The following is a 14,545-nucleotide window of genomic DNA, read 5'->3' on the forward strand; positions in this document are numbered from 1 at the left end:
AACCCCCAATCGTCCACGATGGCGCTGAAACAGCGTCCACGATCAGACTGAAACGCCGTCCACGACTACGTTGAAATCCCGTCCACCATCAACCTGAAATGCCGTCCACGATGGGCTGAAATACGCAGGTAACGCCTTGGGCGGCGGGGTTTCAACGGCAAGGTCGACAATTCCGGCAGTGGTCGAGATCTTTGGTGCGCCGGGACGCATGAGGGGCAGTACCTTTCGCGTCAGGTCTGGATCGCGGCTGGTGTCGATTGCCCTTTGAATCCCAACGTAGTCCATGTCGCGCTTGACCAAGTCGCGCAGGATTTTCTTTGCATCGGTGACGGCATGTAGCACCTTCTTGTGCTCTAGCTTGAGCAAGTGCTCAACCGAAAACTCGTCGTCCAGCGGTTTGGTCCTGGTGTGTTTGACCAAAGCCATCGAAAGCAAAAAATCCGCAGCCATCTTGCGATCCACAACCAACAGACCACGATGCTCGGCCAGTTGTTGGAGTGCGTCGCCGGCCGTTCGAAGCGCGGCCTTGAAATCGCTCAGGCTTGCGTAGACGCCTTCGGGCAGCAGCGCGCTGGACAGAGCCGGTACTTGATCTAGCCGGCTGGCGACTGTGATGATTGCGTCGTCAGGAATCTTGGGCAGTTCGGATTTCGAATCGGTAGTTCTCATGTTTCTGATTGACCAAATTTGTACCTGACGAGATGGAAGGTCAGTTGTGCCGCCACTGAGCGCCATCGGGCCTTTGCGACCAAGCTGAGCTCGCTAGATCGTTGCAAGATGAACGCTCTTTGAGCCCGGCCCTGATCCCGCACCGGTTGACCCATCACCAAGGACTTGCACGCTGACAGTCGTGCGGCAGCTCCAGCATCAAAGTGTCGTTGTCCAAAAATGACCTCCAGCTTGAAGTCGCCTCCGTCGAAGATGCCTGCGACCTCTGATAGCGATGATTCTGGTAGCGCATCGCGGCCCGAGCGAGATGAAAGAAGCACCAGTAGGCGACGCAATTGATGCGGGGCTGCGGGCGCGAGCACCTTGAACAGGTCCTCGAAGGCCTGCGAACGGATCAGATCAATCTCCGCGGCCGCAGAGCGTTGACCACTGGACCCTCCCTCGCGCTTGCGCAGCGACTCCAGATCTTGAGAGCTGAGGCTGGCGAGATAGGTGTTCAGCGCGTCGCGGTGATGTGGTTCGATGCGGGCCATATCCATCGAGTCCTCCAGCGGAAGTCCCGAGGAGCAAAGGCAGAGTGATCGGTGCTGCTTGAGCTCCTCGACTGGTGCAACGGCGGAAGCCTGATCCGCGATCGCCATAGAGACTGTCGGTGTATGCAAAGTCGGCGGTTGTGGCGTATTGCTGCCCTTGAGCTTGTCCCTGTGGAACCGCTTGGATGCCAGGTGGTTCCATGGATTCGATGCTGTGTCGGAGGATCTCTGCCGGGCTTTGTCCAGAGCAGCGCTGGACAAAGATGCATGTCGCAGAAACTCTGAACCGGGAACCAGGTGTGCGTTCAAGGACGCAAGTGCGAGGCAGCGTAAAAATGGCCAGATGAAGGCGTAGTAGCTCACCCCGACGACAGGGTGCGAGTGCCCTGCAACTACCGATGCGCGTTCGGCGCTCCAAGCTGATTGGCTCGAATGCTCGAACTGCCCTCGGAGCTCATCTCCAGATGCTTGATGACGAACCCACCGATCGAAGGTCTTCCTCCAACCAGGGAATATCAAGGATGAGACGACGTTCGCCCGCAGGTCATGGATGCGGAAGTCGTCCTCAAGGATGCACCTCATGACCCATGCGAGATCCTCGTTGTGGCGTGACGGAACCGCTTCGTCATCCGAACCGCTTGATGCTTCGGAAAACAGCAGGGGACGGTTGGAGGAGCTGACCGCAGAAACGCGCCGAGCCAAGTCAAGTAGCCTGCCGTGAAGTGCAGCGGGAAGTTCCAACGTCCGTGTACTTGATGTTGATTTGGTGTGACTGAATCCCGACGGTTCAACCCGCAGCGCTGGGCGCCCCAGCAGGATATGCGTTGTATCCAACGTTGCAGCCTCCATCCAACGCAGTGGGACCTGTTGCAGCAAGTCGACAAGGAGGTGCAGTTGATCATGGTTTAGCTGGGTAGCTGTATGCGTGGCGCTCAACATCGTCTGCGCCGCATCACTGTCTGTAGCGTCGATCACTGGGACCGGTCTGGAACGACCTGGGCGAAGGCGCCAGAAAGACGAAGCGGGGGGATGGAGAAGTACGCGGAAGCCTTGATTTTCAAGACTTCGAAGAAGCCAAAATGCGGCGGACTGCACATCGGACTTGGTTGGCCCATCCTTGCGACGAGCATGCTCAAGCAGTTCGATCGACAGCACTTGCAGGTCGTTCTCCTCCACTTCCAGGAGGTTCAAGTTTTGCCGGGAGATGATGAAATCGGTGATTGAGCTGACGTATGTCGACAGGCTGCTGAACTGCAGAGCTTTGCGGCTCCCGTGTTGGATCAGCTCAATGTTCTGCTGTATTGCTTTGATCAGTGCGTTTGTCCAAGATCCATCATTGGACCCGCGCAAGCTGGCCGCGTGCCCCAAAAAATAGGCGGCTCTTGCTTTTTGTTCACCCAGCCGTTGCTGGTTGTCGCCGACCTTGTGGATCAGTTTGAGCAAGCGGTGCAACGCCGATTCGCTCTGATGGACCAAGGATGGGCGGGAGCCTGACGTGGTGATCGGAAGGGTGTGCCTGTTGAATCCGTTCACCAACCTTTCCGCAGACCTCAGGCTTGGGAAGGGGGCGTTGGTGTCAGTCGAGTAGGCCGTTTGTAGGGCAGACGGGATCGCAACGTCGGACCACAGGGACGCTACCGCAAGCAGAATCGCTTTTGCTCGGTCTGGTGTGCAGTCTTTGCTTGGATGATTGGGTTGAATCGCGGTGAGCCAACGCGCGAGGTCCGTGCCGATAGACTCCTTTGCATCAATGCTTATCGATGACCAATGGCTTTCCAAGAAGAGCGATGTTGGCGCTTGCAGTGCGATCAGGCGACCATTGCGGCGATCGGCTTCTCTTCTCCAACGGGCTGTCCAGCCGTAGGTGCCACGTGTAAGCACGTCACCGTGGTCGAAGATCGCCTTCAGATCTTGCGGTTCGTTCAGACCATCCACAAAAACGAGGTAGAGCCACATCAGGGCTTTCCCTCCGAGGGGCAATTGTCCTGAGCAAAGGTTGTGGCGGATGTGTTCGGCCATAACCATTGCTGCAACATGCCAACGGGAGAACACAGGACCTTGAAGCCCATCAGTGATGAACTTGCGGTAGTGTCCTTGGACCTTGAAGAGGCGCCACAGCGGGAGTCGATGCGTGGGCCATGCGCGGTGTCCTTGCGACTGTGTGGGCGACACTATCCAAGTTGCTAGGAGCTGTTCAAGCGGGGCCTTGATTGCAGCGATCAATGAGGTCGGGGCGTAGGTGGCGCATGGCCCAGGAGCCTCGGCACTGGCCCAGGCGTGTCCAGTGAGGGCCCGCAGAACAGTGCAGTCCATGCGTGCCAGTGTCCAGTGGGTGATAACCACATGTCGCATGAAATTGCGTGGCGCTTGAAGGTATTGTTGGGCAACTTCCCCGATGTCCGCCGACGAGACAGGCGTACGTGAAATCCGTTGCCCTTTTCTCCCGAAATACTGAAAACACCCTGCGTCGAATCGCAGGTCTTGGTTTGCAAGCTCGAGCAACACGTCGCCGCGCATTTTGGTCGGCAGCTGTCTGACCAGTTTTTCAGATGCAGCTGTTTGTGCCTTGAGAAAGCCGTTCAGCAGCCAGTAGTGGATATCGAGTTTTGGCAGCAGGCGAGAGCCACGTCCGTCTGCTACCTCCTTGTCTTCGACGTGGATCAGTTCCTCGTGCGCCAAAAGGGACCCGCATTTGAGCTTGTCCAGGCGTGAACCGCGGCTGGCGGTTGTGAATACAAGCAGCGCCGCCGAGCGGACGGTCAGGGCCTTGAAATCTGACAGCAGGGCTTCTTCGTTGCCTCGGTTTCGCGAGATGCTTGCGCTCAGGTCCTGGATGTCCGCAATCAACTTCCTGAACCCGGTGGATAGCCTCTCGTTGCCAAAGATGTCGATTGGCGCCTCTTTGACATTGTCCGGTTGGCCGTGGGCGCGTAGGCCAAAGTGCCCAAGCCACTCGCAACTCAGTCGATTCAGGTCATCCTGCTGCGGGTGAAAGTAGTGAAGCGCTCCAGGGGCGGCAAGTCCTGGCTGGGACAACACAAACGCAGCGCTCAGTTCGCTGCCCAAGACCCGAACCGCAGCCGAGCACAAGCCACTAATCCATTGCCCTGGCCACACCTGCAGGTTGGTGTCACTGAGCCTCCGCAGCGTTCCGTGGTGCCGGGCTTGCAGCTCATTGATGTCAACGCCGATTCGGTCGAAAACCTCAACGAGGTACCCGGGAGAGCCTTCCCCCCAGAGAGCCAAACGTTCGGCAACCTGCACAGGAAGCTGAATGTTCCAATTTTCAGTGCAACTGAACCATTCATGACGAGTGCTGGTTCCTGTCATCAGACGCTGAGATACGACAAGCACACCTCGTTGCAGATCCAGCCAGATGTCATCCCCTGGTGTGCAGCGCAGTGACATCAAGACATGAAAATGCAGTGGCGCACAGATTTGCAGCAGGAGCAGGCAGATGGCAGCTTGCTGTGCCGGAATCTCGGTGTGTTCAAGTTCGACTGCGCAGAGTCGGACGATTTCGCAAATGTCCTGAATCTGTGCAGAGGACCTTCTTTCCAGTCCAAGTCGAATCCGCCGAGCGGTGAATGGCGCTTGCTGCCTCAGGTGGTCTCCTACGGAGTCTCCCTTGCTAAACACCGCGGTGCCATGCACATCGATGTCCGGTTGCTCTTCGTCTCGTTCCGTTGACGATGGTGGTGTGTGTTCGGTGGGGGGGACGGCTCTATTGTCTGGCGCGACGAATGGAGCGAGACCCGTCGGACTACCCTGCTGATTCGCAAGACTTCTCAAGACTCGCAGGTTTGATACAGAGGCCACTGAGACAGGCGGAGTCTTGAGGACCCGATCCGCAACCACCGCAAATTCTTTGCAGACTGGTGTTTTTACGCGCAAGGCGTAGGAGGTGAGGTCTGTGCTCGTGCCTTGCAGCGTGACCAGCAGTTCCCGCCATTCATAGAGTCTGGACGATTGAGAGTCTGAGCCTGCCTTGTAGAGTTGTGCGAGACCGGAGACAAAGGCAACGGATACGGTGGACTTTTGCTCCACGACACCAATGACGTACCTGACGAAAAGTCCATCCACGAAAGCTGTGGCGCCCGCGCTTCTTTTGCGAGCGTCAATACAGGTGTTGATCGACTGCCAAAGCGGGTCTTGTCGTTGCGATGTCGAGAGGGCGGATCCGCTTTTCAGGTTGCATGCGCGCAAGGCGTTCAGCAGGAGGTTGGCTTCGTGACGCCACTCCGCCAGCGCAGGTGAACTCAAAAAGCATTGCGTCAGCAGTGCGAGCCACCAAAGAGAACCTTCTCCCTCGGCTCCGATGCGGACTGTTGTCAGCAGGCAGTGTTCCTTCAAGCTCGACCAAGTCGTGGGCGGCTGAGCTTCACTATTTTTGAAGGTTAAGGGGGCGTCCCCAGAGATCGACGTTGGCATGCCCTAAGCGTGCCGGTCGTGCTGTCTGCCGCTGCATCAAATGCGACTGGTTTAGAGCGGGCTTTCAATTGAGGCCCCAATTTCCCAAGCCGACCAGAAGTGAATGTCGGGGATCCGGCCTTGGACCGTTTCGGGACCAAGGCACCCTTTGTGCTGCACATCAAGCTCTGGAGCTGACTTTCGCAACGCTCAAAAATGCCCAGTCGAACTGGGTGACCGTCCGGGTGAACCCGGGTAAGCACCGTGTCTACTGATTCCGCGTCGATTCAGGTTGAGATTTGCTCTGACGAGCTTATGTCAAGTGAACATTACCAAACACGAAGGGATGGGTGTCCGATGTGCGGCATCCATTTCCGGACGAATGGGATTTGACGGTGTTACAAACGGTTTCACTGTATGGATGCAATCGCCAATTTTGAATGTCGAACAACAACTGCAAGCTGCACCAAGAGCCACCTGAAGGGCAGCTGGGGATCGAGCTGGGGACGGCGCAGGAGCCGGGAACGACAGAGCAGCCGGTCGCAGGCGTGTTCAGGCTGCATGGGAACCAGGTGCTGGATGCGGAGCATCGCATCCATGCGGACCAGGTGCTGGCGGACGGGACCTGGGTGCATGGCATAGCGGTGCCAGGGCGGGATGACTACTACGAGGCGGGATGGATAAGCGACGGCAGCGGAGGGTGGGTGGACCGCACGCGGGTGGAATACGACGGCCTGGATGGCAACGATGCGGTGGTGGGCTACCGGTACGACGACCGGCTCAGGGGCGGTGATGGCGATGACGACGCTGCACGGGTGCGCTTCGGGATCTGGGTCAACACCTGGCTGGTTGCTGTGCCGCTGGTAGCCCGTAAAGTCCGAGCACCTGCGAACAGCGCGTATTGGCGGCAAGCGGCTTGACGGCTGCGTGATACCCCGCACTCCAACTGGTTTTGCAAATTGACTGAAATTCAATCAAGGAGAAATTGCGATGACTTTTGTTTGTGAAGAGATGTCCGAAGACGACTACAAAAAATACGACATTGCCTTCTATGGATCCCGTTTTGGAGGGGGGGGCAACCGCATTTGGGTGCGGGATGCGGAAGCGGATGTTTACTTTAGATATGCAACCAGAGAGATTGGTGGCGAATCGCGCAATGCAACGTATCTGTTTTTTTGGGAGGGCAGCCTGTACCAGGTGGTGTTGTTTGAGTCCTACAAAGATGATGAGAAAGGAAAACGCGTTGAGTCCGGACTTCGAGGTTGCACGCGTGTTGAGAAGAATGGCGAAAAGTTGAGCTTTCTTCCAGAGACCAACCCTGGTGAGTTGATGCTGAATTATCTAAAGGAAGCAAGAAACACCTATCAAAATTGGATGGCTGGGCAGATTGGCAAGCCGGCTGTTGCGCTTGTTTTCGATTTCTAAGAATTCAGGAGGAAATAATTATGATTCGTGATTTCAACTCCGCAATCGCAAAGCTGGCAGAACTGACCGCAGGCGGACGAATTGCAACGGAAGCAGAACTTCGGCAACTGGTCAATGAGGTGTCGGTAGAGGCGACCGGCTCAGTGACAGTGCTCTTTGGCGGGGCATTGGCCGATGGCAAATCTGCATCAGCTGCCGTGAGTGCCATGCAGGCCAATAATGAGGATGTCCGTATCATAAAAAATACGGCTGCGGCGAAGTTTCTTGAAGACCCAAGATTTAGTTTGGCGCTTGTCAACACGTTTGATTTGGATGATGTGGGGCAGCTTCAAGAACCTCGCGGCACCCGCGCCAATCTATTTCTGGAAGGTACATCGGGCTTGTGGGGTGATGTGTCTGAGAACTTTTTGCGGGCCACCACTGGTGAAGTCCGAATTCTCATGGGCGAGGGTGTCAATCCGGATCGGATTTTGCTGACCCGAGAAATTCCGATATTGTTGGAGAAAATCCAGTCCGGTTCGGACGTCACAGAAGTATCCGGCATTTCGCTTGAAAAACTGATTGAAATCGGTGGCGGGGATGCCGGCAATCTGGATATGGCATCCATTAGAAATGCCTTTCTGACGCGCGCATATCAAGAAACCTTGTACAGCGGAGCCTCGTCCGCCAACTACCGCAACTACCTGACGCTGACCGACGAAAATCTGGCGCAATGGATGGCCCACCCGACGGATGGAGCATCGGCCCAAATGGCCCAATTCGTCGAGAAGTACCCCATGGCAGCCAGTGCTTCCAGACTGTTTGCCAGGATGGGGCCAGGCTTTGCCGTGCTGGGTGCGGTATTCGTCGGCTTTCAAGCCAACGAAGCACATGCCGCGGGCAGGCCTGAAGAGGCCTTGCGCCTGATTGAAGACTATTCTGCGCAGACGGTAGGCTCTGAAGTGGCCGGGGCGGCTGCGGGCGGGATTGCCGCCATGGGGTTGGGGCTGGCGGCGCTGGCGGGTGCGGCCGTTTCTGCTCCGGTTTCCGCGGCACTGGTGTTAGTCGCAACCGTGGTTGGCGGATTTTTCGGGGGCGACTGGGGGATGAGGCTCGTCAACCTGTTCCGCGACAACGCGGCGGCACAAGCACAGGACACCGCTGAGCGCATCTTGAAAGCCATCTATGGCGACGATGTTTCGTTGGACATGGCCGATCCGCAGCAGCAGGTGGTAGGTGCGTCGCTGTTCTTGGACCAAACCTACAGCCGAGCAAACCTGGGCACCAGTACCAGTCAAGCGGAAATGCTGGACGGCGCCATGGGGAGCATCGCTTGGCGCTACGCATTGAGAGAGCTCAATCCGTTCGTGATCTCGGGGCTCTCTTACGACCAGCACAACACCGACGGCAGCCTGAACCTGTACGACCCGGCCACCGGCCAGGGCGCGATGAGTGAGGAATACCTGGCCGACCGGGCAGCAATGTTGACCTGGAAGCTGCGTTACGACGCCGGCATGGGGGATGACAACGATTTGATCCCGGCCAATGGGCAGAAGCCCTACACCGAAGACTGGGACACCAGCACCGTGCAGGGCAACTGGGACTTCGTGGACCTGGGCACGACGCTGCCCGGTGGCGACCCGTTGACCCTGCAGATCGACGGCCAAGGCATCACCTTGCACGACCACCAAGTGGTGTTTGGCAGCAACGCCAACGAAACCATTGAAGGCGCTGGAGACACCGACCGCCTCTACGGCGGCGGAGGCAACGACACCATCAAAGGTCTGGACGGTGCCGACCACCTCGAAGGTAACGCGGGAGACGACACGCTTGAGGGCGGCGAAGGCAACGACACGCTGGTGGGCGGCACCGGCAACGACCGCTATGAATTCAGTGGCGACTTCGGGTTTGACACGGTGGTCGATGCGGACGGCTCGGGGGTGCTGCAGATCGATGGACAGGCGATCGGGCAGGCCAGCGCCATCGAGCGCGTCAGCGAAAACGTCTGGGAGAGCGCAGACGGGCGCTGGGTGTTCACGATCAACTCGATGGGTTTGGTGGTGGGGCGGCGCAGCACCGCAGGGGCGGCCACGGTCGATGCGACGGTGCTGGTGAGGAACTGGCAGGAAGGGCAGCTGGGGATCGAGCTGGGGACGGCGCAGGAGCCGGGAACGACAGAGCAGCCGGTCGCAGGCGTGTTCAGGCTGCATGGGAACCAGGTGCTGGATGCGGAGCATCGCATCCATGCGGACCAGGTGCTGGCGGACGGGACCTGGGTGCATGGCATAGCGGTGCCAGGGCGGGATGACTACTACGAGGCGGGATGGATAAGCGACGGCAACGGAGGGTGGGTGGACCGCTCGCGGGTGGAATACGACGGCCTGGATGGCAACGATGCGGTGGTGGGCTACCGGTACGACGACCGGCTCAGGGGCGGTGATGGCGATGACGTGCTCTTCGGTGGCGCGGGCAGCGATGTGATCCACGGAGGGTCGGGCAACGATGTGATTCTGGGCGCACAAAGCGCGTCCATGACGATGGACCACTACCTGTCATTTCAGGCGTTGGGCGTGGTGGCCTCCGGCTGGATAGCCAGTCAAGACCCCGACAACCCCTGGCGCATCGACAGGGACCGCAATGGTCACCTGGTCTCGGGTCACTTCCTCTTCGACTATGAACGCCAGGAAGGCGGGGCGTACGCCCTGGTGCCCGAGAACCCCAACGATGCCGACACACTCGTGGGCGGCGCGGGGGACGACCACATCTGGGGTGGTGCGGGGCAGGACCTGATCGATGGCGGCGATGACGATGACCAGCTCCAGGGACTGGGCGGGCACGACCAGTTGTTGGGTGGGGATGGCGATGACGTGATGTTTGGCGATGCCAACCCCCTGGCCATCCGCATGCTCAGGCCGGATGACCACACCTACGATGCGCAGCTGATCGTCCATCCGCAGCACATCGTCGATGCCCAGAACCACGGGGATGATTTTCTGGATGGTGGGGCGGGAGATGACCTGATCTATGGAGACGGTGGAGACGACGTTCTGCTCGGCGGTGAAGGCAATGACCAACTGGTGGGCGGAGCCGATGCCGACATGTTGTATGGCGGTGCGGGCAATGACCGGATGTTCGGTGACGGTGAAGACCAAGGCGTTGGCGGAACCGAGCCGGACGATCATCTGGATGGCGGTGAGGGGGATGATTTTCTGGTGGGTGGAGCGGGCCGGGATGAACTGCTGGGCCGGACGGGGGACGACACCCTGGTTGGTGGAGCGGGCCAGGACACGCTGCGTGGCGGCGACGGCGCGGACACGCTGACAGGTGATGGCGGAAACCTGAACGACGAATCCTCCGATGACGGCGACCTGCTTGATGGAGGCGGGGGCAACGACGAGCTCATTGGTGAAGGGGGAGAAGACATCCTCTTGGGTGGTGGCGGTGACGATCGGTTGTGGGGAGGGGTGGGTGCCGATGTGCTGGAAGGTGGCATGGGCACCGATTTGCTGTTTGGCCAAGACGGCAATGACGTGCTGAGCGGTGGCGGCGGTGCGGACGTGTTGTTCGGCGGGCTGGGCAACGATGTGCTCCATCTCGATGGCCAGGACTTTGCGGATGGTGGTCAGGGCGATGACGTCTATCACATCGCTTCGGTGAGCGTTGGCGCATCGGGCGAGGTGCCGGTGTCTCTGATCAGCGATTCGCAGGGGCAGAACCAGTTGGTGGTGGATGGGGCCGCGCCGGTCAATCTGGCGGACGTCCAGGTGTTTTCTCAGGACGGGCACGTGTTCGCAGCGCTGGGGTCTTCGGCCCTGGTCGGGTTGGCCGATGGCGCGACGCTGACGCAACTGTCGGTGCGCACAAATGACCAGGGTGGTGCCGAGCAGTTGACCGGCTTGCAAGCCGTTGTCGAGCGCGATGACGACGCTGCACGGGTGCGCTCCGGGATCTGGGTCAACGGTGCCGTGGTGCACACCAGCACCCTTGATACGGCGCAAACCGTCGTGGGGAGTTCCACGAACGATCTGGTTGAAGGTGGGAGCGGCAGCGACGTGTTGCGCGGGCAGGCCGGCGATGACGCGCTGGTGGGCGGCGAGGGCAATGACACCCTGTACGCCGATGGTGGCAACAACGTGCTGGAGGGCGGTCGCGGTAACGACGAGCTCAATGTGGGGTCATCGGACGACCTGACCTTGATGACGGACACCGTGGTGTACCGATTGGGCGATGGGCTGGATCACATTCAGGTGTCAGCTGGCGCCGAGGCCGGCAGCAGGAATCTGGTTCTTGAATTCGGCGAGGGATTGAGTCTGGCCAACCTCGACCTGGATTCTTTCAATGGGTCAGAAAACGGTGAGCATTGGCTGACGTTTGGCCCGGGGCAAGGGCTGGTGTTGACTGCGGGCACAGCCGAGCTGATTCAGGAGTTGCGTTTTGCCGATGGCACGAGCATGAGCCGCTCCGAGTGGGTTGGGTGGCTGCAAAGCCAAAGCTTCTCGGGCTCGACCACGGTAGGAAACGAATATGCGGACAGCACCCTGGTGGGCACCGCCAACAACGACCACTTGCTCGGAGGAGGAGGCAATGATGTGCTCTCGGGCGGGCTGGGCAACGATCTTCTGGAGGGGGCCGCGGGCCACAATCGCTACGTGTTCCATGCCGATAGCGGACGTGATCAGATTTTGATCCACGATGGTGAGGCGGCCGAACTGTTGTTGACGCAGGCGAATCTGGCGCAGCTGACGGTGCTTCAGGATGCTTCGGGGATCACTGTTCGGATCGATGACACCAACTCTGTGCAGTTGACCAGCGTCAGTGGCGATGTGCAGGCGTTGTTGCAGGTGGTCATCTCCGATGGTCAGGGTGCATCCCAATCGCTCGGCGCGATTCTTGGCGCACCCCCACCAACCGAGCCGCTCTCGCTGCAAGACCGGCGCGACGAGTTTCTTGACGCCCAGCACCATGAGTTGGGCACGCTGGGGCAGCGGTTTCTCGCGATCTATGGTCGATACAGAGGATCTGAGTTCCTGGCCAGACCGAATGTTGTCGAAACCTCGGTGGTGCAGCTCTCAGAGGGGGATGAGTACCTGCACGGATCGTATTTGACGGTGTCGTCGACCACCGAGGAGCTGACTTTTTCGAGGCGGGTGCCTGTTTATGAAACCGTGACGACCACTGTCGGCGAAACGGTGGAAGTGTTTGTTCCTGTGGACTCCGGGGTGGCCACGAATGGGGATTCGGATCTACTTGGGGCCACTGCCGTGCGCGATGCGCAAGGGCGGGTAATCGGGTTCTTGGTGCCGACGCTCTCCGGCGCCAGGGAAACCACAGAGTCCCGGTTGATCGGGTGGGAGACCTCGACCTACACGGAGCTCAACACCATTGCCCAGGATACGGTCCATCAGGTGCAGTTGCAGGGCACGTCGGGCGCCGATGTGATCCGCCCCAACGATGCGGCGGCTCAAGCAACGCTGGATGGGTATGGCAACGAGGCCGCATATCCCGTGTTGTTCCGAGGCTCGATTGAGACAGGGGATGGAGACGACCTCATTGTGTTGAACAGTGGATCGAATGGCATTTTTCCCGGAGTTGACTCCAGCGCGGTTGATTGGGGGTTCATGAATCTGGACGAGTATGGAGACTTTGTCTCCGATCATTACTTCCGTGGGAGAGGAGCCTGGATCGACGCCGGCAGCGGAAATGACACCATTGGGGGCACCGACGGCCATGACGTCATTGTGGGTGGGAGCGGGTCAGACACCATGGATGGCCAGGCTGGCTCAGACGTCTATCTGACCGGTTTCGAAAGCGGCGTGGTGGACCACATCGTTGAGGTGGCGCACTTCAACCCCTATGAGGAATACACGTGGCAGGGGTACCTGTTCCAGACGTATGGCGGCGATCTGTCCCGGCAGAACATCGACACCGTGGAGTTTGATTCGTCTGTTCAACTGGAGCGGCTGACCTATCGGCTTATAGGCGACGAGCCAATGCAGGGGTGGCAGGGCTATGAACAATCGGTCACCCTGCAGCTGTTCATGGATCACGTCTTCTTCCTGGAGGTGACCATTCCAGCGGTGGACGCTGTCAGCGGTGTGTCGTTGCCAGGCATTGATGTGTTTCGCTTTGCGGATGGCACCGAGCTTCAAACCGGGGTGTTGCTGGATCTGCTGAGCCAGGAAGCGGACTTGGAGTCCTTGAATCTGGTGGGCGGTGAAGGCAATGACGTTCTGATTGGTGCATCGGGAGACGACACGCTGTCTGGTGTTGCTGGAGACGACCAATTGATCGGTGGTGCTGGCAACGATGTTCTTGACGGAGGAACCGGCCGCGATGTCTTGTTGGGTGGGGAGGGGGACGACCAATACGTGCTGCGTGTCGGAGATGACGAGGGGGTGACCAGCGAGATTCAGGATGCCCTGGGTAGCAACACCGTGTTGTTGCAGGAAGGGAATTTGGCCGACATGGCCTTGTCGGCGCAAGAGGGTGGGTGGTTGTGGCGATATTCCACAGACGACGCCGTGCTCTTGAATGGTCAATTTTCTGTGAACGTCAATGGGCAGGCGTTTTCATTGCAGGCCCTGGATGCGGCCATTGCGGCGGCGGCGGCGGGCTCTTCGCAACAACCGGAACAGGAGGAGCCTCCGGTTGCGCAAGATGCGCTGGTGGGAGAGGACGGCAATGACAATTTGATGGCCAGCGAGAGCCACACCCAGGTCTGGGGGGGTGGCGGCAACGATGTGCTGGTGGGGTACTGGGGCGGGGCCGAGTTGATCGGTGGCGCAGGTGATGACTCCATTCATGCAGCGGGCGGTGCGCACAACACGCTCCATGGTGGGTCTGGTGACGATGAGCTGACCGGTGATTGGGGGGCAGATGCCCTGTTCGGCGGCACCGGGAACGACACGCTGGAGGGTGGCGGCGGCAGTGATGTGCTGGTGGGGGGGGTAGGTGACGATCTGTTGGAAGGTGGTGCCGCAGCTGACACCTACAGATTTGGGTTGGGGGGATGGGAACGATCGGCTCACTGACCTCGGCGCTGCGTGGGAGCTTTCCACGGTTGAACTGGGGCAGGGTGTGACGCCTGACGATGTTCAGATGGAGCTGGTCGACGATGGTGTGCGCCTGCGCTTGTCTGCGGCAGATAGCCTGACCCTCGTCGGACTCAACCGCGATACGGCTCAAGGTGCGGGTCTGGAGATCCTGTTTGCTGACGGCACGCGCTGGAACAGCCTCCAGATTGTTTCTGCGGCCTTGATCGCTGCGTCGGGGGACGATGACGGCAGGACCCCAACGATCGGCGCCTTGGTTGGCGGGCTGCAAGACGACACGCTGAGTGCCTCTGCTGCGCAGGCAGAGGTTTGGGGGCTGGGTGGGAACGATGTGTTGTCGGGTTACTGGGATACCAGCCGGCTGTTCGGAGGTTCTGGCAACGATGTGCTCAATGCCGTCGGTGGGGTGGGAACCGTTGTGGATGGGGGCAGTGGCAACGATGTCCTCCATGCAGGATGGGGGGGTAACACGCTGCT

5 protein-coding genes and 1 pseudogene are annotated in these 14,545 nt (G+C 59.2%); 4 read left to right on the top strand and 2 right to left on the bottom strand.

Translation table 11 applies throughout. From position 1 onward, the window contains the following. Positions 1-42: 42 nt before the first annotated feature. A complete protein-coding gene (locus B0E41_RS02825; RefSeq protein ID WP_077328616.1) occupies positions 43-669 on the bottom strand; it encodes a hypothetical protein in 627 nt (208 codons plus the stop codon). Next, entirely contained in the window at positions 666-5,633 is a 4,968-nt protein-coding gene (locus B0E41_RS02830; RefSeq protein ID WP_143433631.1) for a hypothetical protein, read from the bottom strand. The genes B0E41_RS02825 and B0E41_RS02830 overlap by 4 nt, the downstream gene beginning before the upstream one ends. Positions 5,634-6,052: 419 nt before the next feature. Here B0E41_RS02830 and B0E41_RS02840 point away from each other — a divergent pair, with 419 nt between their 5' ends. From B0E41_RS02840 to B0E41_RS02855, 4 genes and pseudogenes are all read left to right on the top strand, one after another. Beyond that, complete coding sequence (locus B0E41_RS02840; protein WP_077328622.1) at positions 6,053-6,532, top strand: hypothetical protein; 480 nt, start codon at positions 6,053-6,055, stop codon at positions 6,530-6,532. A gap of 70 nt (positions 6,533-6,602) precedes the next feature. Beyond that, the gene (locus B0E41_RS02845; protein ID WP_077328624.1) at positions 6,603-7,037 is read left to right on the top strand and encodes a hypothetical protein; all 435 of its coding nucleotides are present in this window, start codon (positions 6,603-6,605) and stop codon (positions 7,035-7,037) included. Positions 7,038-7,057: 20 nt separating this feature from the next. After that, positions 7,058-14,047, top strand: coding sequence for a hypothetical protein (locus tag B0E41_RS27700; protein WP_077328626.1), 6,990 nt, complete (start codon positions 7,058-7,060; stop codon positions 14,045-14,047). Positions 14,048-14,114: 67 nt separating this feature from the next. Next, positions 14,115-14,545, top strand: a pseudogene (locus B0E41_RS02855) (hypothetical protein); the annotation flags it as partial.

It is taken from the genome of Hydrogenophaga sp. A37 (assembly GCF_002001205.1).
GTDB lineage: Bacteria > Pseudomonadota > Gammaproteobacteria > Burkholderiales > Burkholderiaceae_C > Hydrogenophaga.